Here is a 23,209-nt window from a genome sequence, read left to right on the forward strand (position 1 = left end):
CCATGCTACGCCGCTTCGCCGATTCTTGCCGAAAGGCCCCTATACCGCCAGCCAGCCGCGAAAGCCGCGCGCAGCGTAATAGGACTCGGCGCCATTATGGTACAAGAAGACCTTGCCGTAGCGGCGGTCGCAGAATAGCGCGCCGCCGAGGGCGCGGACGTCGGGCGGCGTAGCGATCCAGCTGGAGGTCTTGCGATCGAATTCGCCCAGCGCCTGCAAGGCGCGGTACTGTTCTTCCGTCAGGAGCTCGACGCCCATCTCCGCGGCCATCTCCATGGCGCTGGTGCGCGGCTTGTTTTCCTTGCGAGCCTCCAGGGCGGCGCGGTCGAAGCAGATGCTGCGGCGGCCAGCTGGAGTTTCGGGAGAGCAGTCGCAGAAGACAAATCTGCCGGTGCTGTCGTCCCGACCGATGACATCCGGCTCGCCGCCGGTTTCTTCCATCGCGGCGAGCGAGCGCAGTGCGGCCGGATGATCCGCGAGCCTTGTCTGGACCTCCCCCCACGTCAGGCCCTGGTGGCGCTGCATATGCTTGTCGAAACGGGTCTTCAGGGTATTAAGCAGAGCGTCGGAGTCCGGAGCGTTCATGGGCAAACCTTTCCGTGTCGGTGGCGAAAAACGCCAAGTTATCACAGCAGTTGCCGCCCATCCCAAAAACAAAACCGCCCGGCTGCCATTGCTGGCGGCCGGGCGGTTTGCGGGCAGAACTGAGGCTAGACGATCAGTCCCAGCTCAGCGCACCACCGGTCTGATACTCGGTCACGCGGGTCTCGAAGAAGTTACGCTCCTTCTTCAGGTCGATCATCTCGCTCATCCACGGGAACGGGTTCTCTTCGTTCGGGAACAGCGGATCCAGGCCGATCTGCACGGCACGGCGGTTGGCGATGAAGCGCAGGTAGCCCTTGAACATCGGGGCGTTCAGGCCCAGCACGCCGCGCGGCATGGTGTCTTCGGCGTAGCGGTACTCGAGTTCGACGGCCTGCAGGAACAGGGCTTTCAGCTCTTCGCGGAAGGCCGGGGTCCACAGCTGCGGGTTTTCCATCTTGATCGTGTTGATCAGGTCGATGCCGAAGTTTACGTGCATCGACTCGTCGCGCAGGATGTACTGGTACTGCTCGGCGGCGCCGGTCATCTTGTTCTGGCGGCCCAGCGCCAGGATCTGGGTGAAGCCGACGTAGAAGAACAGTCCTTCCATCAGGCAGGCGAAGACGATGATCGACTTCAGCAGCTTCTGGTCGTTTTCCAGCGTGCCGGTCTTGAAATCAGGGTCGGTCAGCACGTTGATGAACGGGATCAGGAACTGGTCCTTGTCGTGGATCGATTCGATCTCGTTGTAGGCGTTGAAGATCTCGCGCTCGTCCAGGCCCAGCGACTCGACGATGTACTGGTAGGCGTGGGTGTGGATCGCCTCTTCGAAAGCCTGGCGCAGCAGGTACTGGCGGCATTCCGGGGCGGTGATGTGGCGATAGGTGCCCAGCACGATGTTGTTGGCGGCCAGCGAGTCGGCGGTGACGAAGAAGCCGAGATTGCGCTTGACCAGGCGGCGCTCGTCTTCCGACAGGCCGTTCGGGTTCTTCCACAGCTCGATGTCGCGCTGCATGTTCACTTCCTGCGGCATCCAGTGGTTCGCGCAGCCGGCCAGGTACTTGTCCCATGCCCACTTGTACTTGAACGGGACCAGCTGGTTCACGTCGGTCTGGCCGTTGATGATGCGCTTGTCGTCGGCGTTGACGCGCTTGGCCACTTCGGCGGCGGGCGGTAGCGCGTCGCCGGTGGCGGCAGCTTGCGGTGCGCGGGGGGCGCTGGTCGGTTCGTCGTCCCAAGAGAGCATGGTGTTCTTTCCTTCTTTCGTGACTGCGTCCGCGCGTAGCGGACGGTCTATCGTGTTGATTCGGTAGTTGGCGGTGCAAGCCGGCTGCACGCCGGCCTGCACCTCATTGGTCGATTATTGGCAGCTTATTGGCAAGCTTCGCACTCGTCGAAGCCGGCGTCGCCCGGACGCAGGTAGCAGGCGGCGCCGTCCACGACTTCCGGAGCGGCTGCCGCGGGAGCAGCTGCCGGGGCTGGAGCAGCGTGGCCGGCCGACAGGCCGCCCGAGACCGGCACCGCGTTCAGCGCGCCGGTGCGGGTGGTCGACTTCTCCATGTGCGTCGCGGCGATGGTGCGCAGGTAGTAGGTGGTCTTCAGGCCGCGCAGCCATGCCAGCTTGTAGGTCTCGTCCAGCTTCTTGCCCGATGCGCCGGCCATGTAGATGTTCAGCGACTGGGCCTGGTCGATCCACTTCTGGCGGCGCGAGGCGGCTTCCACCAGCCACTTCGGCTCGACTTCGAAGGCGGTCGCGTAGATGTCGCGCAGGTCTTGCGGCACGCGGTCGATCTTGGACAGCGAACCGTCGAAGTACTTCAGGTCGGCGATCATGACTTCGTCCCACAGGTCGCGGGCCTTCAGGTCGCGCACCAGGTACGAGTTGATCTCGGTGAATTCGCCCGACAGGTTCGACTTCACGTACAGGTTCTGGAAAGTCGGCTCGATGCAGGCCGACACGCCGATGATGTTCGAGATCGTCGCGGTCGGGGCGATCGCCACGCAGTTCGAGTTACGCATGCCGAACTGCTTGATGCGCTCGCGCACCGGGGTCCAGTCCATCGATTCGCTGGTGTCCTGCTCCAGGTAGCCGCCGCGCTCTTCGGCCAGCAGCTTGATCGAGTCCTGCGGCAGGATGCCGCGGTCCCACAGCGAACCTTCGTACGACTCGTAGCGGCCGCGCTCTTCGGCCAGCTCGGTCGAGGCCAGGTAGGCGTAGTAGCAGACGGCTTCCATCGACTTGTCGGCGAATTCGACGGCCTTGTCCGAGGCGAACGGCACGCGCATCATGTGCAGGCAGTCCTGGTGCCCCATGATGCCCATGCCGACCGGGCGGTGGCGCATGTTCGAATTGCGCGCCTTGTCCACGGCGTAGTAGTTGATGTCGATGACGTTGTCCAGCATACGCATCGCGGTGCGGATGGTCTTGGCAAGCTTGGCGTGATCCAGGCCGTCACCCTTCATGTGCTGCGGCAGGTTGACCGAGCCCAGGTTGCAGACGGCGATCTCGTCGGCGCTGGTGTTCAGCGTGATCTCGGTGCACAGGTTCGACGAGTGCACCACGCCGATGTGCTGCTGCGGCGAGCGGATGTTGCACGGGTCCTTGAAGGTGATCCACGGGTGGCCGGTCTCGAACAGCATCGACAGCATCTTGCGCCACAGGTCGAGCGCTTCGACCTTCTTGTACACGGTCATTTCGCCGCGTGCGGCCTTGGCTTCGTAGGCGACGTACGCTTCTTCGAATGCCTTGCCGACCAGGTCGTGCAGGTCCGGGGTTTCGCTCGGCGAGAACAGGCTCCAGTGGCCCTTTTCCATCACGCGCTTCATGAACAGGTCCGGAATCCAGTTCGCGGTGTTCATGTCGTGGGTGCGGCGGCGGTCGTCGCCGGTGTTCTTGCGCAGGTCGAGGAACTCCTCGATGTCCATGTGCCAGGTTTCCAGGTAGGCGCAGACCGCGCCCTTGCGCTTGCCGCCCTGGTTCACCGCCACGGCGGTGTCGTTGACCACTTTCAGGAAGGGGACCACGCCCTGCGACTTGCCGTTGGTGCCCTTGATGCGCGAGCCCAGTGCGCGGACCGGGGTCCAGTCGTTACCGAGGCCGCCGGCGAACTTCGACAGCAGTGCGTTTTCCTTGATCGCATCGTAGATGCCTTCCAGGTCGTCGCCGACGGTGGTCAGGTAGCAGGACGACAGCTGCGAGCGGCGGGTGCCCGAATTGAACAGGGTCGGGGTCGAGCTCATGAAGTCGAAGGACGACAGCAGGTTGTAGAACTCGATGGCGCGCGCTTCGCGGTCGGCTTCGCGCAGGGCCAGGCCCATCGCGACGCGCATGTAGAAGGCCTGCGGCATTTCGATGCGGGTTTCACGCACGTGCAGGAAGTAGCGGTCGTACAGGGTCTGCAGGCCGATGTAGCCGAACTGCAGGTCACGGTCGGCGACGATGGCCTTGGCCAGGCGCTCGAGGTCGTACTTGCCCAGCTCTTCGTCCAGCAGCTCGTTCTGGATGCCCTTGGCGATGTATTGCGGGAAGTAGGTGATGTATTCGGCGGCGGCGCCGGCTTGCGGCACTTCGTGGCCGAAGACTTCCTTGCGGATGGTGTGCAGCAGGATGCGTGCGGTGACCTGGCTGTAGGCCGGGTCGGTTTCCATCAGGGCGCGGGCGGCCAGGATGGCCGACTTGTACAGCTCTTCGACCGGCACGCCGTCGTACAGGTTCTTCAGGGTCTCGGCGACGATGGCGTCGGCGTCGACGTGCTTTTCCAGGCCCGAGCAGGCGGCGTTCACGAGGGCGTGGACGTCGTTCACGTCCAGCGGGCGGCGCTGGCCGCCGTCGACCACATTGATCTGCGGCGCGGCCACGGCGGTGCCACCCAGGGCTTCCTTGGCGGCCTTGCGCTCTTCCATGCGCTTGGCGCGGTACAGCACGTATTCGCGCGCGACGTCATGCTCGCCCGAGCGCATCAGCGACAGTTCGACCTGGTCCTGCACGTCTTCGATATGGAAGGTGCCGCCGTTCGGCTGGCGGCGCACCAGGGCGGCCACCACGTTGCCGGTCAGCTGCTCGACCAGTTCACGGATGCGGGCCGATGCCGCGCCCTGCCCGCCTGCGACGGCGAGGAAGGCCTTGGTCATCGCGACCGAGATCTTGTGCGGCTCGAAGGCCACCACGGCGCCGTTGCGGCGGATCACGCGATAGTCACCACGGGCGACGATCTCTGCGGGCGTGGCGCCTGCCGGCGCGCCTGGGGTGACGTGCGGATTGATCGAAATGTCTTGTGCTGTTTGCATTGAGCCTCCAGTGAGCAGCGGTACCTGCCGTCGTTTGTCTTCAGCCAGGCTTGTTAACCTGACAAAATTTAAGCAAAGCGATACCCCGCCAGCCGGGTTGCCTCACTGGCAACCACGCAGGCGAAAATGCGGCAGGGTTAGAAATCGCTGTTGAATCAGTGGCTTGCAGAGCAAGCTTCAAGTCGAACGTGACCCTAGTTACTTCTAGTCCACTACCACTATATCTAGTGTCCGATCTTGAGTTAAGACTAATTGTAGTGCCTGACCTAGGTCAGGGCAAGTGAATAGCTTCGCAATTTTTTCTGTTTTTTTTGGTGCATGGGCTTGACAATGCAGTTCGTCCTTCACGATGGGCGATATGCGGTGAGTGAGTGCTAACCTTGTCCACGGACGCTGCTCAAGCCTTCATCAAAGCGATGCCCGGTGCATTAAAGTGGGGCATTTTGCGCTGGCGAAAAGACAACATGATGACACGTGCGGCTCTGCCTTTCGTAGGGTGGGCGGGAGACCCGCCCGCCCTACGGTACGGAAGAGTTCAGGCGTTGTCTTCCGGCGCGACGATCTCGAGCTTCTGCATCTGGTAACGCAACTGGCGCACGCTGATCCCCAGCAGGGCCGCGGCCTGGGTGCGGTTGAAATTGGTCTGCTGCAGCGCGCGGCCGATGATGTCGCGCTCGACCTGGCTCAGGTACTCCGGCAGGTTGCCGGGCAGGCCGTTGGGGCCGAGTCCGGGCGCGACCGGCGCCGGTTCGGCCGCCGGCGCCGGCGCCGGCTCCAGTTCCACCGCGATTTCGACGGGCGTCACGGAGGCAGTCATCGGCGCCGGCTCGCGCACCACCGCGTCACCGGGCCGCGCCGCCTTCAGCGACAGGTCTCCGACTTCGATCACGCCGTCGTTGGCGAAGGCCAGCGCCCGCTCCAGCACGTTTTCCAGCTCGCGGATATTCCCCGGGAAGGAGTAGGCGCGCAGGGCATCGAGCACGCCCGGCCCGAGGGTCGCCTGCCCCGGCCCGGCCAGGCGCGCCAGGATGGCGTCGACCAGGGGCGCCAGGTCGTCGATGCGTTCGCGCAGCGGCGGCAGCGAGAGCTCGATCACGTTCAGGCGATAGAACAGGTCTTGCCTGAACCTGCCCTGCTCGACGCAGCGCGCCAGGTCCTGGTGGGTGGCGCTGATGATGCGCACGTCGACCGGTTCCTCGACGGTGGCGCCGATCTTGCGCACGCGCCGCTCCTGGATCGCGCGCAGCAGTTTCACCTGCATCGGCAGCGGCAGGTCGGCCACCTCGTCCAGCATCAGGGTGCCGCCGTTGGCCGCCTGGAAGAAGCCGTCGCGGTCGTCCGAGGCGCCGGTGAAGGCGCCCTTGCGGTAGCCGAAGAACTCGGCTTCCATCAGGGTTTCGGGAATCGCGCCGCAGTTCACGGCGACAAACGGTTTCGACGCCCGCGAACTCTGGGCGTGGATCTCGCGCGCGGCCAGTTCCTTGCCGCTGCCCGATTCGCCGGTGATCGAGATCGGCGCGTTCGAGCGCGCCAGGCGTCCGATCTGGGCGCGCAGCGACTGCATGGCGGGCGACGAGCCGATCATGCGCGAGCCGGCAGCAGCGCCGTCCTGCGCCAGCGGTGGAGCTTCGGACAGTTTCAGCGCCGAGCGCACCATTACGCGCAGCGCGTCGAGCGCCACCGGCTTGGAGATGTAATCGAAGGCGCCGGCCTTGAGCGCCACCACCGCGTTCTCGGCGCTGCCGTAGGCCGTGATGACGGCGATCGGCGCGGCCTTGTTCGATGCCGCGACCTCGCGCACCAGCTCCAGTCCGAGGCCGTCGGGCAGGCGCATGTCCGTCAGGATCAGGGCGTAGTCGTGCTCCTCCACCAGGGACCGCGCCTGGCGCAGCGTGGCGGCGCTGTCGACGTCCAGCCCCATCTTGAGCAGGGTGATCTCGAGCAGTTCGCGCAGGTCGGCTTCGTCGTCGACCACGAGGATGCGGGGTGCGGCCATGGTTCTCTCTAATATATATACGGTACGGCCGGTTTTCAGGCCGGCTGCGCGAAGCTGATGACGAAGCGTCCGCTCGCCTTGCGCGGCCCCATGGCCGCGGCGTCGAAGCGGTATTCGTAGTCGAGCTTCGCGTCGTTGTTCAGGCACAGCTCGCGCGCGAGATACAGCCCCAGGCCCGTGCCCTTGCTCGAAGTCGTGTAGAAGGGCTCGAACAGGTGGGCGCGCACCTCCGGCGTGATGCCCGGGCCGTCGTCCTGCACGTGCAGCTCGATGCGGCCGGCGGCGTCGCGCGCCGGGAACACCCGGATGCTGTTCGGCTGGTGGCTGGCGTAGCGCACCGCGTTGCCCAGCAGGTTGAGCAGCACTTCGTGCAGGTGCAGCGGGTCGAAGCGCACCGAACTCCTCGCAGCGTCGCCTATATAGACTATATCATCGGCCAGGCCGTGGATCTCGCAGAATTCGGCCTTCAGCTCGGCCAGGAAAGGGGCCAGCTGCAGCGGCTCGCCGTTCGGCTGCACCTTGCGCGAGAGCTGCAGGATGTCCTCGACCATGCGGTTCACCCTCGCCACGTTGTCGCCGACGATTTTCAACAGGCGCACCTCGGCCGGGCCGTGCAGGTCTTCGGCCAGCAGCGCGGTCGCGTGGCCGATGGCCGACAGCGGGTTGCGCACCTCGTGGGCGATGCTGGCGGTCAGGCGCCCCATCGAGGCCAGTTTCAGTTGCTGCGCCTGGTTCTCGATGGCGCTCACGTCCTGCATGAAGACCACGCTGCGTCCCAGCGTGCCACCCAGCGTGTCGACCCGCGCGAAGCGCAGCTTGAGGTGCGCCGGCTGGTCGCGCCGCCCGCGCAGCAGGCCCTCGGTCTCCTGGTAGGGTTTCACGGTCACGAAGACGGCGCCATCGACCGGCGCGCGCAGCCACGCGGTGAAGGCCTGGGCCAGCGGCTCCATCCCGGGGCCTTCGCCCAGGCGGAACCCCGCGACTTCCCCCGCCAGGCCGAGCATGCGGCGCGCCGCCGGGTTGGCGGTGAAGACCACGCCGTTGTCGCCCACCACCAGGATGCCGTCGCCGACGTCGGCGATCACGATCTGGTTGATCAGCTGCTGGACGTGCAGGTCGGTGCCGCGCTGGGACGCCAGCTCTTCCTGCTTGATCAGGCGCGCGGCCAGGCGGTTCACCAGCAGCACCCCGGCGAAGAAGGCGGCGCCGTACAGGCCCGCCTGCATCAGGGGAGGCTGGCGCTCCTGCATGAAGACCTGCCACACGCTCTCGGCCAGCAGGAACAGGGTCGCGACCGAGGCCGAGAATAGCGCCAGCAGCAGCGGCGCGAGGATGGCGGCGCCGGCCAGCGGGAACAGGTAGAGGATGGCCAGGCCGCTGCGCATGCCGCCGGCGGCCAGGTAGAGCGCCGAGATCACGGCCAGGTCGACCGCGACCTGGACGCCCAGCTGCAGCACGAAGCGGCGCTTCCACCAGGTGCCCACGGCAGCGAAAGCGAGGGCCGCCGCCAGGTAGACCAGGCAGGCCTCGGTGCTCGGGGTGGCATGCACCCCGTCGTCGCCAATGTCCAGCCCCAGGTAGAGCATCAGCACCAGCGCGATGACGATGCGGGTGACGTTGAAGGTTTGGAGCGAGCGCCACAAGGTGGAGCGCGCTTCGCGCGAGATCGCCTGCCGTGGAGCCATCGGCCGGCTTACTTCGGCGGCAGGCGCACGTGGCCCGGCGAGCAGTAGTCGTGGCCGTCCGCGTGCACCGCCTCGGAAGCCGGGAAGTGCAGGCCGCAGTGCGCGCACTGGGTCATCGATTCGATTTCGCGCACGGGTTCCGGCGGCCGCTGCGGCTGCCGGAACGGCGGCTGCTGGTTCGACATCTTCTTCAGCTTGGCGCGCAAGGCCATCCCGATCAGAACGACCAGGGCGATCCAGAACAGGATGCGTGTCATGCGCCCCCCCGGTGCAGGACGACTTCGAGCACGAAGCGGCTGCCGACATAGGCCAGCGCCAGGGTGGCGAAGCCGGCCAGGGTGAAACGCAGCGCGGTCTTGCCGCGCCAGCCTTGATAACGGCGGCCGGCCAGCAGCGCCGCGAACAGCAGCCAGGACAGCAGCGCGAACACGCTCTTGTGGTCGAAGCGCAGGGCGCGGCCGAACAGCTGTTCGGAGAACACCACGCCCGACAGCACGGTGAGGCTGAGCAGGATGAAGCCGATCCAGATGACGCGGAACAGCAGCTTTTCCATGGTGAGCAAGGCCGGCAGCTGGTCGAGGGCGCCGGCCAGCCAGCCGCTGGAGGCCCCGCCGCGCGCGTGCAGCCGCGCTTCCTGCAGCGCCATCAGCACCGCGTGGAAGGCGGCGATGGTGAGCGTGCTGTAGGCCAGCACGGCCACGGCCACGTGCCAGCCGAAGGCGGGCGACTGGCTACTCAAGGCCAGCAGGCTGCCCGGGAAGATCACCGGCAGCGTGGCGGCCACGCAGGCGAAGGGCATCACCAGGCGGCGCATGCCGTCGAGGGCGAAATTGCGGTTTTCCAGCCAGTAGGCGGCCACCGAGACCCACAGGGCGCTCGACAGCATGATGGCGAAGCCGACCCGCAGGCGGCCGGGCGCGACCACGTCGAGCCCGAGCGCGGCGCCATGCACCACCCAGGCCACGGCGGTGACGCTTGATATGAGAGCGCCCCGGCGCGACGGCAGCAGGGCGCACACCGCGTACAGCAGGGCCGCGGCGAGGAAGAGGGAGTTCTGCATACTGGAAGTCTACACCATCGGATCGCGACGGTGGCGGGGGCGGCGGGCCCGAGGGACGCTCAATCCACCGCCGCCATCCTCAGCTCGTCCGTATGATGCCGCTGCTGCTCTTCCATCACCAGCACCCCGAGCTCGCGCTTGAGCTGGTTGAATTCCGGCGCGGCCGGATCGCGCATGCGCGGCATGTCCACCAGCAGGTCGCGCTTGACCGTCCCCGGCCGGTAGGTCATCACCACGATGCGGTCGGCCAGGTAGACGGCTTCCTCGATGCTGTGGGTGACGAACAGGATGGTCTTCTTCAGCTCCGACCAGATGCGCAGCAGCTCGTCCTGCAGGTTGCGGCGGGTGAGCGCGTCCAGGGCGCCGAAGGGTTCGTCCATCAGCATGATGGGCGAGTCGAGCGCCAGCACACGCGCGATCGCCACGCGCTGGCGCATGCCGCCCGACAGGTCCTTGGGAAAGCGCTGGCGGAAGTCGCCCAGCGACAGCATGGACAGGAGGCCGCCGACGATGTCGCGGATCTCGGCCTTCGGTCTGCCCTTGATGTGCAGGCCGAAGCCGATATTGTCCTCGACCGTCATCCAGGGAAACAGCGCGTATTCCTGGAACACCATGCCGCGGTCCGGGCCGGGCGCCTCTACCATCCTGCCGTCCACCGTGATCGTGCCGCTGCTGGGCAGCGAGAAGCCCGCCACCGCATTGAGCAGCGTCGACTTGCCGCAGCCGGAGGGGCCGAGCAGGCAGGTGAACTGCCCGCGCGGGATGTCGAGGCGGATGTCCTGCAGTGCGGTGACGGTCCGGCCGCCTGTCTCGAAAGCCTTGTGCACGCCGTCGATGCGGATGTGCGGGGCCACGGCTTGCTGCGTGAATGCCTGCGGTGCGTTCATGTCAGTGCTCCAGGCCGCGGTGCCAGCGCAGCAGATGGTTGTTCAGGCGGTTCATGGCGACGTCGATCGCCAGGCCAAGCAGGCCGATGGTGATCATCCCGGCGATGATCTTGTCCGACCAGAAGTACTCGCGCGCTTCCAGGATGCGGAAGCCCAGGCCGTTGTTCACGGCGATCATCTCGGAGACGATCACCACGATGAAGGCGGTGCCGATGCCGATCCGTACGCCGGACAGGATGTAGGGCACGGCGGCCGGCAGGATCACGCGCAGGAACATGGTGGTCCCGCTCGCGCCCAGGTTGCGCGCCGCGCGCAGGTAGATGCCGTCCACGTGGCGCACGCCGGCGATGGTGTTCATCAGGACCGGGAAGAAGGCGCCCAGGGCGATCAGGAACACGGCCGGCGGATTGCCCAGGCCGAACCACAGGATGGCCAGCGGGATGTAGGCGATCGGCGGGATCGGACGCAGGATCTGCACCAGGGGGTTCATCCACGCGTACACGACCCGGCTCGCGCCCATCGCAAGGCCGAGCGGCAGCGCCAGGCCGGCGCCGATGGCGAAGCCGACCGCCACGCGGAACATGCTGGTCCAGATGTCCATCGGCAGTTCGCCCGAGAAGGCCCAGGACCAGCGCCCTCCTTCCGTGTATTGCTCGAAGGGCACCTGCGGCAGCAGGTAGGCCACCCACTTGCGCCACACGTCGAGCGGCGCCGGCAGCACCTGCGGATTGACCCAGCCTTGATAGGCCACCCACTGCCAGAGCGCGATCGCGAGCATCGGCGCCACCATGCCGATTGCCCGCTGGTACCACGGATTGCGCCAGCGCTCGCGCGACCGTTTTCGCCTGTCCGGAATCTTCATGGCATTCCTTTCAGCGCACGGCCAGGTTCTTCATGGCGGCCTCCAGCAGGTCGGTCCGCACCCAGTCCTTCGCCAGCGGCGGACGCGCCATGCGGCCCACGCCGGTTTTCACCATGATGTCGGTGGTGACCTGGATGTGTTCGGGCGTGAGGGCATAGGAATACGGGGAATTGCGGATCGCGTCCTGGAAGTCGTCGCTCGAGATCTGGTTCTTGAAGATCGCCTCGCGCACGTATTTCTCGGCCACGGCCGGCTGGTCGATGAAGGTCCTGGTCGCCTCGACGAAGCAGCGCATGAACTTCTCGGCCGCCGGGCGGCGCTCGCGATAGAACTGTTCCGTCATGACCAGGGTGCGCACCGGCTCGCCGATCGGGGTGTCGTAGGGTTTCAGGACCTCGGCGCCGAAGGCCTTGTTGATGGCCTGCGAGGACTGCGGCTCGGACTGCATCATGGCGTCGATCTGCTTGCCCAGCAGGGCCTGGTTCAGGTCCGGATAGGACAGGTAGACCAGCTGCACGTCCTTGCCGGGCGTGGGGGCGGACGTCAAGCCGTGCTTGGCCAGCACCGCCATCAGGAGCACTTCCTGGATCGCGCCGCGCGTCACCCCGACCCGCCTGCCCTTGAGCTGGGCCACGGTGCGGATGCCGAGCTCCGGCCGCGCCACCAGGCGCGCGCCGCCACGCGCGAAACCGGCCACCGCGACGATCGGCGCCCCGCCCGCGCGCCCCGAGATCGCCGCTTCGGAAGCGGTGGCGCCGACATCCAGTTCGCCCGCGATGATCGCCTGCATCACGTCCAGCCCCTTCGCGAAGGTCTTCTCCTCGACGCGGATGCCGCACTTGGGTGCGATTTCCTTGATATAGGAAACGGCGCCGAAATGGGCCAGCTTGAGGTTGCCGAGCCGGATCACCTCCTGGGCCCCGGCGCCCCCTGCTGCAAGCAGGGTGGCCGCGAAAAGGATGCTGCCGAATACCTTCGTCATGCTTCTCTCCTGTTGAATGCGGTGCAGGCAAACGATGCTGCACAGAAGACGATGCTGACGGGAAATGGCCTATAAGTACGTGAGATGTGTCAAATCAGGCAAGCGTTCGGGGTGATCGAACGCATCACAAGTGCTGAAAAAATGCGCTATATGGCTGCTGCGGTCGAACTCGGCGGCTTCCGCAAGGTAGAATGCTGGTTTATCGTAGGGTGGACGGGGGCGCCTAGTCGGCTTCGCCGTCCGCGCGTTCAAACAGTGCGAGAGCAGCATGCGCCGCATCGGTTCATGAGGGAGTTGAACGCGCGGACGGGAAACCCGTCCACCCTACCCGAACTGTCTATATTAGTCAGGTAGAACATGCTAGATAACCTTACCCAACGCCTTGCCAAGGTCGTCAAGACCATGCGCGGCGAGGCGCGCCTCACCGAGGCCAACACCGCCGAGATGTTGCGCGAAGTGCGCATGGCCCTGCTGGAAGCCGACGTGGCGCTGCCGGCGGTGCGCGAATTCATCGCCAAAGTGAAGGAAAAAGCGCTGGGCGAAGAAGTCATCGGTTCGCTCAGCCCCGGCCAGGCCCTGGTCGGCGTGGTGCAGCGCGAGCTGGCCGCCCTGATGGGCGCCGACCTCGGTCCCGACGCCACCCAGCTCTCCTTCGCCCAGCAGCCGCCGGCGATCATCCTGATGGCCGGCCTGCAGGGCGTGGGTAAAACCACGACCACCGGCAAGCTCGCCAAGTACCTGAAAGAGCAGAAGAAAAAGAAGGTCCTGACCGTCTCCGCCGACGTCTACCGCCCCGCCGCGATCGCGCAGCTGGAGTCGGTGACCAAGCAGGTCGGCGCCGACTTCTTCCCCAGCACCGCCAACGACAAGCCGGTCGACATCGCGCGCAATGCGCTCGACTGGGCCAAGAAGCACTACCACGACGTCCTGATCATCGACACCGCCGGCCGCCTCGGTATCGACGAAGCGATGATGCAGGAGATCGCCGCGGTGCACGCCGCCGTGAATCCGGTCGAGACCCTGTTCGTGGTCGACGCCATGCTGGGCCAGGACGCGATCAACACGGCCAAGGCCTTCAACGACGCCCTGCCCCTGACCGGCGTGGTGCTGACCAAGCTCGATGGCGATTCGCGCGGCGGGGCGGCGCTGTCGGTGCGCCACGTGACCGGCAAACCGATCAAGTTCGCCGGCGTCTCGGAAAAGCTGGACGGCCTGGAAGCCTTCGATCCGACCCGCATGGCCAACCGCGTGCTGGGCATGGGCGACATCCTGGCCCTGGTCGAAGAAGCGCGCAAGGGCGTCGACGCCGAGGCCGCGACCGAGCTGGCCAACAAGATCAAGGGCGGCGGCAAGTTCGACATGAACGACTTCAAGGCCCAGCTGACCCAGATGAAGAAGATGGGCGGCATGTCCGGCCTGCTCGATAAACTGCCGGCGCAGTTCCAGCAGGCGGCTAGCGGGGCCAATATGGACCAGGCCGAGAAGCAGGTGCGCCGCATGGTCGGCATCATCGACTCGATGACACCGCACGAACGCGCCAAGCCGGAACTGATCAAGGCCAACCGCAAGCGCCGCATCGCGGCAGGCGCGGGCGTGCAGGTGCAGGAAGTGAACCGCATGCTGAACCAGTACGACCAGATGCAGACCATGATGAAGAAGCTCAAGGGCGGCGGCCTGATGAAGATGATGCGCGGGATGAAAGGCATGATGCCCGGCCTGCGCTGATCGACGGGCGCTTCGATGAAAACCGCGCGGGCATTGGCCTTGCGCGGTTTTTTTACGTTTGAAGGGTCGTTTTCATCAATGAATATGCGATGAGTGTGCGATAGCTCGCATTTTAGGGATTACAAGAATGAAAAAATTTCGAAAAAGACTTGCACGAACAGTAAAAGGCCACCAATATAAGCCCGTGCGTAAATAACGCAATTTCCCTGTGATCGTTTTAGGAGGCTCGAAGATGGCAACAGCCAAAAAATCCACCGCAGCGCCAGCAGCAGCTAAAAAGACCGCTGCCGCCGCCAAGCCGGCCGCAGCTGCCAAGCCTGCAGCGAAGAAAGCAGCAGCTCCTGCAAAAGCAGCAGCGAAGCCTGCAGCGGCCCGCAAGCCGAACGCCGCTTTCATGAAAGAGATGACCCCGTCGGACAAACTGGCAGCAGTGGTGGGCAACAAGCCGCTGCCACGTACCGAAGTGACCAAGAAGGTCTGGGACTACATCAAGGCACAGAACCTGCAGGACGCAGCGAACCGTCGCATGATCAACGCCGACGACAAGCTGAAAGCCGTCTTCGGCGGCAAGGCGCAGGTGTCGATGTTCGAAATGACCAAGCTCATTTCGGACCACCTGAAGTAAGCACTGGCCGGCTGTCCAGTAGCCTTGCAAATGAAAAGCCCCGGGGAACCGGGGCTTTTTGTTTTTGGGTTTTGTAGGGTGGGCGGGTCTTCCCGCCCACGCGGTCAACGCACGGTAATGAACCACGGTGCGGATTCAACATACGTAATTTGAACGCGTGGGCGGAGGACCGCCCACCTTACGATCAGAGGCCTGCCGCCGCCTTCATCAGATGGAATACCTGCGTATTCTCCATCGTCCCCTTGAACGGCGCCGAGCCCGCCCCCACCGCATACAGTTTCACGTCTCCGCCGCCGTGCGACTCGTACACCGTATGCACGCCTGCCTCCTGCTGGTAGTCGTCGCGCAGCGCGGTGGCGCTGTCCACATCGGCGCGCACATCGGGGCGCACCTTGCCGTTGCCGAAGACGAGGGCCGTGAAGGTCTTGCCGTCGGCGTCCTTCTTCGGCTGGCCTGTCGCATAGTCGTGGACGATGTCGAGCACCTTGCTGCCGCGCTTCGGGTAGCCGTTCAGGACCATGGTGTGGTCGTGGTCGGCGGTGATCACGATCAGGGTGTTCTCCAGGCCCGGATCGATCTGCCGCATCCTGTCGATCGCGGCCTGGATCGCCTCGTCGAAAGCGACCGTGTCGGCCAGCGCGTTCTTCGCATTGTTGTCGTGCAGGGCGTGGTCGATCTTGCCACCTTCGACCATCAGGAAGAAGCCGTCCGGATCTTTTGAGAGCAGGTCGATCGCCTTGAGCGCCATGTCCGTCAGGGTAGGCTGCTCGGCGCGGCGCGCCAGCGAATAATCGAGGTGGTCGTCGGCGCTGTAGATGCCGACGAACTTGCGGCCCGGGCGCGCCGACATCATGTCGGCGCGGGTGCGGCCGACGGCGTAGCCTTGCGCGCCGAATTCCGCCATCAGGTCGCGTCCGTCCGCGCGGCCCCTGGGATTGCCGGCCTTGTCGTAGGGCGTGAAGTGGTGGCGCCCGCCTCCCATCAGGACGTCCACGCCGTCCTTGAGCGCCGGGTTGTAGCCCTCGCCGCCCGGCACGATCTGGCGTGCGATGGTGTAGGCCGCGTCGCGGTGGCAGACGTGCGAGAAGGTCGAGGCGGGCGTCGCGTGCGTCAGCTCGGTGGTCGTCACCGCGCCTACTGCCTTGCCTTTCGCCTTGGCCAGTTCGAGGATGGTCGGCGCCACGTAGCCGTTGTTCGCACCGCACTTGTCGATGGTGCGGTTGCCGTTGGCGTCCTTCTCGGGATCGATGGCGCGCGCATCCTTCATCGAGATGCCGTCCTGGTTGATCTTCACGCCCGTCATATAGGCGCCCATCGACGGTGCGCTGTCGGTGGTCTGGAAGTCGTTCGAGTAGGTCTTGATGCGCGCGGTGCGCTCGAGGCGTTCGAAGTTCAGCAGGCCTTCTTCGCCGTGCCTGAAGATGCGGGCCGCGGCGATGGTGGTCGGGCCCATGCCGTCGCCGAGGAAGAAGATGATGTTTTTCGCCTGCGGCGCGGCCCAGGCGGAGGTCGTGAACAGGCTGGCAAGCACCAGGGTCGAAAGTCGTTTGTGCATGGTGCTCTCCTTACAGGCCGGCGGCGTTCTTGATCAGGCTGAAGACCCGGGTGTTGTCGATGGTTCCGCGGAACAGCTCCGCGCCGGCGCCCGTGGCGCCCAGGTAGACGTCGCTGCCGCCATGGGTCTCGGCGCCCGGACGGGTGCGCACCACGGCTTCCTGGTGGTAGTCGTCGCGCGTCACGATCTCGTCGGTGAGCGCGGGCTGGCTGCCGCGCGGGCCGTTGACGCGGTTCTCGCCGGTGCCGAAGCCGATGATGGTGAAGGGACGGCCATTCTTGTCCAGCTTCGGGGTGCCGTCGAGGTTGCGCACCAGGCCCAGCACGCCGGGATTGGTGGGCGTGGTCTTGCCGGTGCGGACCGCGTAGCCGTTCAGCAGCAGGGTGTGGTCATGGTCGGCGGTGGACACGATCAGGGTGTTCTTCAGGCCCGGGTCCAGCTGCTCCATCTTCTCGATGGCGGCCTGCATGGCGTCGTTGAAGGACACGGTTTCCTGCAGCGCGCGCTTGCCGAGCGTCGCATGCAGGGCGTGGTCGATCAGGCCGCCCTCCACCACCAGGAAGAAGCCCTTGCCGGAGCTGGCAGCGTGCGGCGCCAGCAGGTCGATCGCCTTGCGCGTCATCTCGGTCAGGCTCGGCTGCTGCGCCGGCTTGCGCACCGCGTCGTAGTCCATGTGGTTCTGGGCGAACAGGCCGATGGCCGGCTTCGCCGGGTCGGCGCCCAATGCGTTGAACTGCGCCGTATCCGACACCACGCGGAAGCCCTGCCGGCCCAGTTCCGCCAGCAGGTCGCGGTTGTCGGCACGCTTGCCGCCGCCTGCGAAGGGCGTGAAGAATTGCGTACCGCCGCCGAACATCACGTCGATGCCGCGGCTGCCCAGGGCGCTGTTGTAGCCGGCGCCGCCGGGCACCAGCATGGCCGCGAAATCGGTCTCGAGCTTGCGGTGGCAGCCGTGGCCGTAACTGGACGCGGGCGTCGCGTCGGTGACGCTGGTGTTGGTGACGACGCCCAGCGCCATGCCGCGGCGGCGCGCCAGCTCCAGCAGGGTGGCGGCGGGCGCGCCGTTGGCGCCGGCTTCATCGCAGCGGCTCACCAGGGCGTTGCCGTTGGCATCCTTGCCCGGCGCGATCGAACGCGTGCCCGAGGACATCGAGATCACGCCGTTGTTCTGTTTGACACCCGTCATGTAGGCGGCCATGCCGGCCGCGCTGTCGGTGACCATGGCGTCGTTCGAGTATGTCTTGACGAAGGCCGATTCCGGCAGGCGGTCGATGGCCAGCTGGCCCTCCTCGCCCACGTGGAAGATGCGCGCGGCGGTCAGGGTGTTGACGCCGAGGCCGTCGCCGAGGAAGAAGATGACGTTTTTCGCGCGCCCGTCGACCGGGTTCTGTTGTGCCGCGGTTTGCTGCGGAGCCTGCGGGGCCGAAGCGCAGCCGGCCAGCACGATGGCGAGCGCGACGCCGGCGAGAGGAGACAATCGCATAGGTACCTCTAAAGACGGAAAGCGGAGAGCATACACCGCAGAAGGACCATATGGATGATTCGATATGTTGCGGGATTGTTGGCTCAGGCGGCCGGCTTGAACTCCCACTTCTTCCACGCCGCCAGCACCGCGTTCGGGTACTGCGGCTTGCCGCGGCTGCCGTTGTAGCGGCCGAGGGCAAGGTAGAGGTTGCCCTTCTCCATGTCGATGTACATGCGCAGGATCGAGCAGCCGTAGCGCAGATTGGTCTGCATATTGAACAGCATGCGGCGGTCGCTGTCTCCGATCACCTTGGTCCAGAAAGGCATCACCTGCATGTAGCCGCGCGCGCCGGCGATCGAGATCGCGTACTTGCGGTAGGCCGATTCGACCTGGATCAGGCCGAGCACCATGGCCGGATCCAGCCCGGCGCGGGTCGACTCGTACCAGACGGTTTCCAGGAATTCGGTGCGCGAGAGCGTATCCGGAATACGCTTGGCGAGGCGGCTGGACATCTCGTCGAACCAGGCCTGGTAGCGCGCCCGCGCCTGCGCATCGCGCAGCACGGGCTTCGGTGGCCGGGTGTCGTGGATGGCGTTGGCCAGGGCCAGGCGCACCGAGTCGGCCAGCTGCTCTTCCTTCTGGTTGCCGGCGTAGGCTGGTGTGCTGGCCGCCCCGCACAAGAGTCCGAAGGCCAGCAGCGCAGCCGCGGCAAAGGGGAACAGCGCAGCCTGGATCACTTGCCCAGCTTGCCCTTGATGAAGGCGACCATGCCGTCGACCGGCACGCTGGTGGCGGCTTCGTCGCGGCGGCCCTGGTATTCCAGATTGCCTTCCTTGAGACCGCGCTCGCCGATCACGACGCGGTGCGGCACGCCGATCAGCTCCCAGTCGGCGAACATCGCGCCCGGACGCAGGCCGCGGTCGTCGACGATCACGTCGATGCCCGCCGCCTGCAGGTCCGCGTACAGCTTCTCGGTCTGCTCCTTGACCATCTCGCTGCGGTCCAGGCCCATCGGGCACAGCACCAGCTCGAACGGTGCGATCGAATCGGGCCAGACGATGCCCTTGTCGTCGAAGTTCTGCTCGATGGCGGCGCCCAGGATGCGGGTCACGCCGATGCCGTAGCAGCCCATCTGCAGCGGGGCCGGCTTGCCGGCTTCGTCCAGATAAGTCGCGCCCATGGCTTCCGAATAGGCGGTGCCGAGCTGGAACACGTGGCCCACTTCGATGCCGCGCTCGATCGCCAGCTTGCCCTTGCCGTCCGGCGAAGCGTCGCCCTCGACCACGTTGCGCAGGTCGGCGACGATCGGCTCGGCGACGTCGCGTCCCCAGTTGGCGCCCGTGTAGTGGTAGTCGGCTTCGTTCGCGCCGCATACGAAATCGGCCATGTTGGCGACCGTGCGGTCGGCAACGACGGTCACCGGCAGCCTGGTCCCGATCGGGCCGAGGTAGCCCGGCACGGTGCCATACACTTCCTGGATCTCGGCTTCGGTCGAGAAGCGGAATTCCTTCAGGCCCGGCACCTTGCTCACCTTGATCTCGTTGAGCTCATGGTCGGCGCGCAGCAGCAGCAGGAAGTAGGTCTTCTTGCCTTCGTTTTCGACGGTCAGGGCGATGCTCTTGACGTGGTGCTGCAACGGGATGTTCAGCAGCTCGGCCACCGCTTCGCACTTCGTTCTACCCGGGGTGGAGGTCCTGGTCAGCGTCTGCGTGCCTGCTGCGCGCTCGCCGATGGCCAGGGCTTCCGCCGCTTCCATGTTCGCCGCGTAGTCCGAGTCCGGGCAGTAGACCAGCGCGTCCTCGCCGGTGCTGGCGATCACGTGGAATTCGTGCGAGCCGGTGCCGCCGATGGCGCCGTTGTCGGCCGCCACCGCGCGGAACTTCAGGCCAAAGCGGGTGAAGATCTGCTTGTACGCCTCGAACATGGTGGCGTAGGACTTCTGCATGCCCTCGACGTCGCGGTCGAAGGAGTAGGCGTCCTTCATGGTGAACTCGCGGCCGCGCATCAGGCCGAAGCGCGGACGGCGCTCGTCGCGGAACTTGGTCTGGATGTGATAGAAGTTGATCGGCAGCTGGCGGTAGGACTTCAGTTCGCTGCGCACGACGTCGGTCACGACTTCTTCCGAGGTCGGCTGGATGGCGAACTCGCGGCCGTGGCGGTCCTTGACGCGCATCAGCTCGGGGCCCATCTTGTCCCAGCGGCCGGTTTCCTGCCAGAGTTCGGCCGGCTGCACCAGCGGCATCAGGAGTTCGATGGCGCCCGCCTTGTTCATCTCTTCGCGGATGATGTTCTCGACCTTGCGGATGATCCGCAGGCCGGTCGGCATATAGGTGTAGATGCCCGAACCAAGCCGCTTGATCATCCCGGCGCGCATCATCAGTTGGTGGCTGACGATTTCCGCGTCGGAAGGCGCTTCTTTAAGAGTTGAAATAAAAAATCGTGAGGCGCGCATATCCGTGAATTCTTTTTAAAAAGAGAGGGTTATAATCAACCTAATTTTAAAGGATTAGCTGGCTGATGCGACCAATCTTTCTACAAATGGGTCCGGAACACGCAGCACCCGCGCCATTGGTAACTTGCCGACGGCGCGGGCAAGCCGATTTGTGGGTAAAAATATAAGGATCGTACGGCCGGCAGAAAGTTTCGAGGTGCACTTATGCTCGATCGTGAAGGGTTCCGCCCCAACGTCGGCATCATCCTGCTGAACGCCAACAACGAGGTGTGGTGGGGCAAGCGGGTGCGCGAGCACTCGTGGCAGTTTCCGCAAGGGGGTATCAAATACGGCGAGACGCCGGAGCAGGCGATGTACCGCGAGCTCGAGGAAGAAATCGGCTTGCGCCAGGAGCACGTCAAGATCGTGGGGCGTACCCGCGACTGGCTGCGCTATGAGGTGCCCGACCACTTCATCAAGCGCGAGATCCGCGGCCACTACCGTGGCCAGAAGCAGATCTGGTTCCTGCTGCGCATGGTCGCGCGCGACAACGACGTCAACCTGCGCCTGACCGACCATCCCGAGTTCGATGCCTGGCGCTGGCACGACTACTGGGTGCCGCTGGACGTGGTCATCGAGTTCAAGCGCGATGTCTACCAGCGGGCCCTGCAGGAGTTGTCGCGTTTCATCACCTGGCAGGCCAAGGGCCAGAACGGCGAGCGCCGCCACAGCGCCCGCTACCTGCGCCAGCCGCATGGCCGCTCGCAGGGCGGGGGCAAAGGGACGCAGGCGCCTGCCAACGGGCCTGCGCTGGCCGCCGCTTCCGCGAAACCGGCCGCGCCGGATTCGCTGGTGCTGGTGCCGGACAAGTAAGCAGCACCAAGGAGACGAAGCCAGCTTCGTCCCCTTGGTCCTTGTACGCGGCGAGGACCGGCCGTGAGCCGGCGCGCAAGCTGGAGCAAGACGCGCTAGAATGCCGGCTTCCTGCCTTTTTTACCCTCCCCAGCCATGTTCACACCGTCCTCGCACGACGTGCGCCGCTTTTTCTGCGACGCCCTGCGCAAGCAGCGCAATGGAGATATCCTGACGCCGATGGACGCCATCGCCGCCGACTGGATCGTCCAGCATCCCGAATACCACGCCGAACTCGAAGACGTGGACGCGGCGATCGCGCGCGACTACTCGGTCGAAGGCGGCAAGCCGAACCCCTTCCTGCACCTGTCGATGCACCTGTCGATCGCCGAGCAGGTCTCGATCGACCAGCCGCGCGGCATCAAGGCCGCCCACGACCTCCTCGTCGCCAGGCGCGGCGAGCATGAGGCGCACCACGAGATCATGGAGTGCCTCGGCGAGATGATCTGGGCCTCGCAGCGCAATGGCGTGCCGCCGGATACCGAGGCGTATATCGAGTGCGTGCGGCAGCGCGCCAGTCGTTAGGCTCGCGTTTGTCCGGTTCGCAACACTTGATGTGAGCGGACCATATTTATGCATATGACATTGCCACGGAAGAAACTTTCCTCGTAGTATTTATGCATGAACCCGACCCTACGCTCCCTGTCGCGCCTGCTCCTGGGCGCCGCCTGCGCACTCGCGCCCCTCTCCCTGGCCGCCGCCGAAAACCAGTGCAAATACACGCCGATCGGCAAACTACCGCTGCGATATAGCGGGCCGGGCCTGGAAATCACGACCGAGGGGACCATCAATGGCCTGCCGGCGGAGCTGCTGGTCGACACCGGCGCGTCCCAGACCTACCTGACGCGCACCGGCACCGAGCGGCGCAACATCCGGCTCTACGCGACCGGCCGGCGCTCGTCAGGCATCGGCGGCACCTCGCCGATCTATGCCTCGATCGTCAACGAATTCATCGTCGGGCCGGTGCGCGCCGGCCGCAGCAATATGCCGGTGGTCGGCAGCATGGGCGACACGCCCACCTACGACGGCATCCTCGGCTCGCCCTTCCTGTTCCAGACCGACGTCGAAATCTCGCTGGCGGCCAAGCACCTGATCTTCTTCGTGCCCGAAAAATGCGGCAGCACCTGGCTCGGCTACTGGGGCAAGGACGTGCAATCGGTGCCGATGCGGATGCACGGCGGCGAGCACCACCGCAATCCCAAGTTCTTCGTGCGCATCAATGGCAAGGAACTGGAAGCCATGATCGACACCGGCGCCACGACCAGCTCCATCACCAGCGATGCCGCACGGCGCGCCGGCATCTCGCTCGACGGGCCGGACGCCGAGCGCGGCACAGGCGTCATCGGAATCGGCAGCCACACGGCCTCGAACTGGTACGTGACGGTAAAGACCTTCCAGATCGGCGAAGAAACCGTCCAGAACGCCAGGATGTCGGTGGAAGACTCCGGCCTGAACATGGCCGACGTGCTGCTGGGCGCCGACTTCGTGCGCGCCCACCGCCTGCTGTTCGCCATGAGCCAGAACAAGCTCTACTTCTCCTATGTGGGCGGCGAACCCTTCGGCCAGCGGCGCACGCTCGAGCCCTGGGTGGTGGCCGAAGCGGAAGGCGGCAATGCCGATGCCCAGTATGCGCTGGCGCGCTCGCTCTACAGCGGCGAAAATGGCGAGCAGGACAAGGAGCGCGGCGCCGAATGGCTGGAAAAAGCCGCCAAGGGCGGCAGCCCCTACGCCAACCTGTACACCGGACGCCGGCTGCTGGTGCAGCGCGACTATGCCGGCGCCGCGACGCGCCTGCGAAGCGCCCTCGACAAGCTGCCGTCCGAACGGCACGGCGCCGTCTGGCTCTACCTGGCGCGCGTACGCGCCGGCCAGGCGGACCTGGCGAAATCGGAACTGGAGACGATCTTCGCGCGCACCCAGAACGACGAATGGCCCAAGCCGATCGGCGAGTTCTACCTCGGCAAGCTCTCCGCCGAGAAGCTGCTGGCCGAAGCCGACGAGGGCGAAGGCAAGGAGCGCCGCTGCGAAGCGCTGTCCGCGATGGGCGACTTCCACCGTGCGCATGCGCAGCCCGAGAAGGAACAGGCGGTGGAGGCCCAGATCAAGGCCAGCTGCACCACGCCCGACCTGGTCTACACGAAGCTGGGCGGCTGAT

19 protein-coding genes are annotated in these 23,209 nt (G+C 65.5%); 5 read left to right on the top strand and 14 right to left on the bottom strand.

Annotation, left to right across the window (positions count from 1 at the left end; translation table 11 throughout):
• Nucleotides 1-39 precede the first annotated feature (39 nt).
• The 10 genes from ACQ7JA_RS08035 to ACQ7JA_RS08080 form a co-directional block, all read right to left on the bottom strand.
• A complete protein-coding gene (locus tag ACQ7JA_RS08035; protein WP_430896378.1) occupies nt 40-585 on the bottom strand; it encodes a DUF4256 domain-containing protein in 546 nt (181 codons plus the stop codon).
• A gap of 133 nt (nt 586-718) precedes the next feature.
• Nucleotides 719-1,828 (bottom strand): ribonucleotide-diphosphate reductase subunit beta, encoded by a 1,110-nt coding sequence (locus ACQ7JA_RS08040; protein WP_430896380.1) that lies wholly within the window; start codon nt 1,826-1,828, stop codon nt 719-721.
• 125 nt (nt 1,829-1,953) lie between these two features.
• Nucleotides 1,954-4,869 carry a ribonucleoside-diphosphate reductase subunit alpha gene (locus ACQ7JA_RS08045; RefSeq protein WP_430896382.1) on the bottom strand — a complete coding sequence of 972 codons (2,916 nt, stop codon included), beginning with the start codon at nt 4,867-4,869 and terminating at the stop codon, nt 1,954-1,956.
• Between the two features lie 535 nt (nt 4,870-5,404).
• Complete coding sequence (locus ACQ7JA_RS08050; protein ID WP_430896384.1) at nt 5,405-6,865, bottom strand: sigma-54-dependent transcriptional regulator; 1,461 nt, start codon at nt 6,863-6,865, stop codon at nt 5,405-5,407.
• A 35-nt stretch (nt 6,866-6,900) separates the two neighbouring features.
• Complete coding sequence (locus ACQ7JA_RS08055) at nt 6,901-8,550, bottom strand: sensor histidine kinase (RefSeq protein WP_430896386.1); 1,650 nt, start codon at nt 8,548-8,550, stop codon at nt 6,901-6,903.
• An 8-nt stretch (nt 8,551-8,558) separates the two neighbouring features.
• Nucleotides 8,559-8,807: a PP0621 family protein gene (locus ACQ7JA_RS08060; RefSeq protein WP_430896388.1), complete on the bottom strand. Its 249-nt coding sequence runs from the start codon at nt 8,805-8,807 to the stop codon at nt 8,559-8,561.
• Entirely contained in the window at nt 8,804-9,610 is an 807-nt protein-coding gene (locus ACQ7JA_RS08065; RefSeq protein WP_430896389.1) for a cytochrome C assembly family protein, read from the bottom strand. The genes ACQ7JA_RS08060 and ACQ7JA_RS08065 overlap by 4 nt, the downstream gene beginning before the upstream one ends.
• A 59-nt stretch (nt 9,611-9,669) precedes the next feature.
• The gene (locus ACQ7JA_RS08070) at nt 9,670-10,497 is read right to left on the bottom strand and encodes an ABC transporter ATP-binding protein (protein WP_430896391.1); all 828 of its coding nucleotides are present in this window, start codon (nt 10,495-10,497) and stop codon (nt 9,670-9,672) included.
• Between the two features lies 1 nt (nt 10,498).
• Nucleotides 10,499-11,287, bottom strand: a complete 789-nt coding sequence (locus tag ACQ7JA_RS08075; RefSeq protein WP_430896831.1) for an ABC transporter permease — start codon at nt 11,285-11,287, stop codon at nt 10,499-10,501.
• 82 nt (nt 11,288-11,369) lie between these two features.
• Complete coding sequence (locus ACQ7JA_RS08080) at nt 11,370-12,341, bottom strand: ABC transporter substrate-binding protein (protein ID WP_430896393.1); 972 nt, start codon at nt 12,339-12,341, stop codon at nt 11,370-11,372.
• A 357-nt stretch (nt 12,342-12,698) separates the two neighbouring features.
• Here ACQ7JA_RS08080 and ffh point away from each other — a divergent pair, with 357 nt between their 5' ends.
• Complete coding sequence (gene ffh / locus ACQ7JA_RS08085) at nt 12,699-14,066, top strand: signal recognition particle protein (protein WP_430896395.1); 1,368 nt, start codon at nt 12,699-12,701, stop codon at nt 14,064-14,066.
• A gap of 232 nt (nt 14,067-14,298) precedes the next feature.
• Entirely contained in the window at nt 14,299-14,691 is a 393-nt protein-coding gene (locus ACQ7JA_RS08090; RefSeq protein WP_430896397.1) for an SWIB/MDM2 domain-containing protein, read from the top strand.
• 184 nt (nt 14,692-14,875) lie between these two features.
• Here the strand turns inward: ACQ7JA_RS08090 and ACQ7JA_RS08095 are convergent, their stop codons facing one another.
• The 4 genes from ACQ7JA_RS08095 to ACQ7JA_RS08110 all read right to left on the bottom strand — a co-directional run bounded on the left by ACQ7JA_RS08095 (nt 14,876) and on the right by ACQ7JA_RS08110 (nt 20,163).
• Nucleotides 14,876-16,246 (bottom strand): alkaline phosphatase, encoded by a 1,371-nt coding sequence (locus ACQ7JA_RS08095; RefSeq protein ID WP_430896399.1) that lies wholly within the window; start codon nt 16,244-16,246, stop codon nt 14,876-14,878.
• Between the two features lie 10 nt (nt 16,247-16,256).
• Nucleotides 16,257-17,729: an alkaline phosphatase gene (locus ACQ7JA_RS08100; protein WP_430896401.1), complete on the bottom strand. Its 1,473-nt coding sequence runs from the start codon at nt 17,727-17,729 to the stop codon at nt 16,257-16,259.
• An 83-nt stretch (nt 17,730-17,812) separates the two neighbouring features.
• The gene (locus tag ACQ7JA_RS08105) at nt 17,813-18,448 is read right to left on the bottom strand and encodes a lytic transglycosylase domain-containing protein (protein WP_430896403.1); all 636 of its coding nucleotides are present in this window, start codon (nt 18,446-18,448) and stop codon (nt 17,813-17,815) included.
• The gene (locus tag ACQ7JA_RS08110) at nt 18,445-20,163 is read right to left on the bottom strand and encodes a proline--tRNA ligase (protein WP_430896405.1); all 1,719 of its coding nucleotides are present in this window, start codon (nt 20,161-20,163) and stop codon (nt 18,445-18,447) included. The genes ACQ7JA_RS08105 and ACQ7JA_RS08110 overlap by 4 nt, the downstream gene beginning before the upstream one ends.
• 204 nt (nt 20,164-20,367) lie before the next feature.
• On the opposite strand from ACQ7JA_RS08110, the gene ACQ7JA_RS08115 reads away from it, so the two are divergent.
• From ACQ7JA_RS08115 to ACQ7JA_RS08125, 3 genes are all read left to right on the top strand, one after another.
• Nucleotides 20,368-21,015: an RNA pyrophosphohydrolase gene (locus tag ACQ7JA_RS08115; RefSeq protein ID WP_430896407.1), complete on the top strand. Its 648-nt coding sequence runs from the start codon at nt 20,368-20,370 to the stop codon at nt 21,013-21,015.
• 135 nt (nt 21,016-21,150) lie between these two features.
• Nucleotides 21,151-21,579, top strand: coding sequence for a DUF1841 family protein (locus ACQ7JA_RS08120; RefSeq protein WP_430896409.1), 429 nt, complete (start codon nt 21,151-21,153; stop codon nt 21,577-21,579).
• Nucleotides 21,580-21,675: 96 nt separating this feature from the next.
• A complete protein-coding gene (locus tag ACQ7JA_RS08125; RefSeq protein WP_430896411.1) occupies nt 21,676-23,208 on the top strand; it encodes an aspartyl protease family protein in 1,533 nt (510 codons plus the stop codon).
• Nucleotide 23,209 lies beyond the last annotated feature (1 nt).

It is taken from the genome of Massilia sp. BKSP1R2A-1, assembly GCF_050586525.1.
GTDB lineage: Bacteria > Pseudomonadota > Gammaproteobacteria > Burkholderiales > Burkholderiaceae_D > Telluria.

Bases quoted from the DNA above. Each gene is read 5' to 3' on its own strand.
- ACQ7JA_RS08110 (WP_430896405.1), bottom strand. From the start codon at position 20,163: ATGCGCGCCTCACGATTTTTTATTTCAACTCTTAAAGAAGCGCCTTCC.
- ACQ7JA_RS08045 (WP_430896382.1), bottom strand. From the start codon at position 4,869: ATGCAAACAGCACAAGACATTTCGATCAATCCGCACGTCACCCCAGGC.
- ACQ7JA_RS08065 (WP_430896389.1), bottom strand. From the start codon at position 9,610: ATGCAGAACTCCCTCTTCCTCGCCGCGGCCCTGCTGTACGCGGTGTGC.
- ACQ7JA_RS08050 (WP_430896384.1), bottom strand. From the start codon at position 6,865: ATGGCCGCACCCCGCATCCTCGTGGTCGACGACGAAGCCGACCTGCGC.
- ACQ7JA_RS08040 (WP_430896380.1), bottom strand. From the start codon at position 1,828: ATGCTCTCTTGGGACGACGAACCGACCAGCGCCCCCCGCGCACCGCAA.
- ACQ7JA_RS08080 (WP_430896393.1), bottom strand. From the start codon at position 12,341: ATGACGAAGGTATTCGGCAGCATCCTTTTCGCGGCCACCCTGCTTGCA.
- ACQ7JA_RS08120 (WP_430896409.1), top strand. From the start codon at position 21,151: ATGTTCACACCGTCCTCGCACGACGTGCGCCGCTTTTTCTGCGACGCC.
- ACQ7JA_RS08100 (WP_430896401.1), bottom strand. From the start codon at position 17,729: ATGCGATTGTCTCCTCTCGCCGGCGTCGCGCTCGCCATCGTGCTGGCC.
- ACQ7JA_RS08115 (WP_430896407.1), top strand. From the start codon at position 20,368: ATGCTCGATCGTGAAGGGTTCCGCCCCAACGTCGGCATCATCCTGCTG.
- ACQ7JA_RS08125 (WP_430896411.1), top strand. From the start codon at position 21,676: ATGAACCCGACCCTACGCTCCCTGTCGCGCCTGCTCCTGGGCGCCGCC.
- ACQ7JA_RS08075 (WP_430896831.1), bottom strand. From the start codon at position 11,287: ATGGTGGCGCCGATGCTCGCGATCGCGCTCTGGCAGTGGGTGGCCTAT.
- ACQ7JA_RS08090 (WP_430896397.1), top strand. From the start codon at position 14,299: ATGGCAACAGCCAAAAAATCCACCGCAGCGCCAGCAGCAGCTAAAAAG.
- ACQ7JA_RS08060 (WP_430896388.1), bottom strand. From the start codon at position 8,807: ATGACACGCATCCTGTTCTGGATCGCCCTGGTCGTTCTGATCGGGATG.
- ACQ7JA_RS08055 (WP_430896386.1), bottom strand. From the start codon at position 8,550: ATGGCTCCACGGCAGGCGATCTCGCGCGAAGCGCGCTCCACCTTGTGG.
- ffh (WP_430896395.1), top strand. From the start codon at position 12,699: ATGCTAGATAACCTTACCCAACGCCTTGCCAAGGTCGTCAAGACCATG.
- ACQ7JA_RS08070 (WP_430896391.1), bottom strand. From the start codon at position 10,497: ATGAACGCACCGCAGGCATTCACGCAGCAAGCCGTGGCCCCGCACATC.
- ACQ7JA_RS08035 (WP_430896378.1), bottom strand. From the start codon at position 585: ATGAACGCTCCGGACTCCGACGCTCTGCTTAATACCCTGAAGACCCGT.
- ACQ7JA_RS08095 (WP_430896399.1), bottom strand. From the start codon at position 16,246: ATGCACAAACGACTTTCGACCCTGGTGCTTGCCAGCCTGTTCACGACC.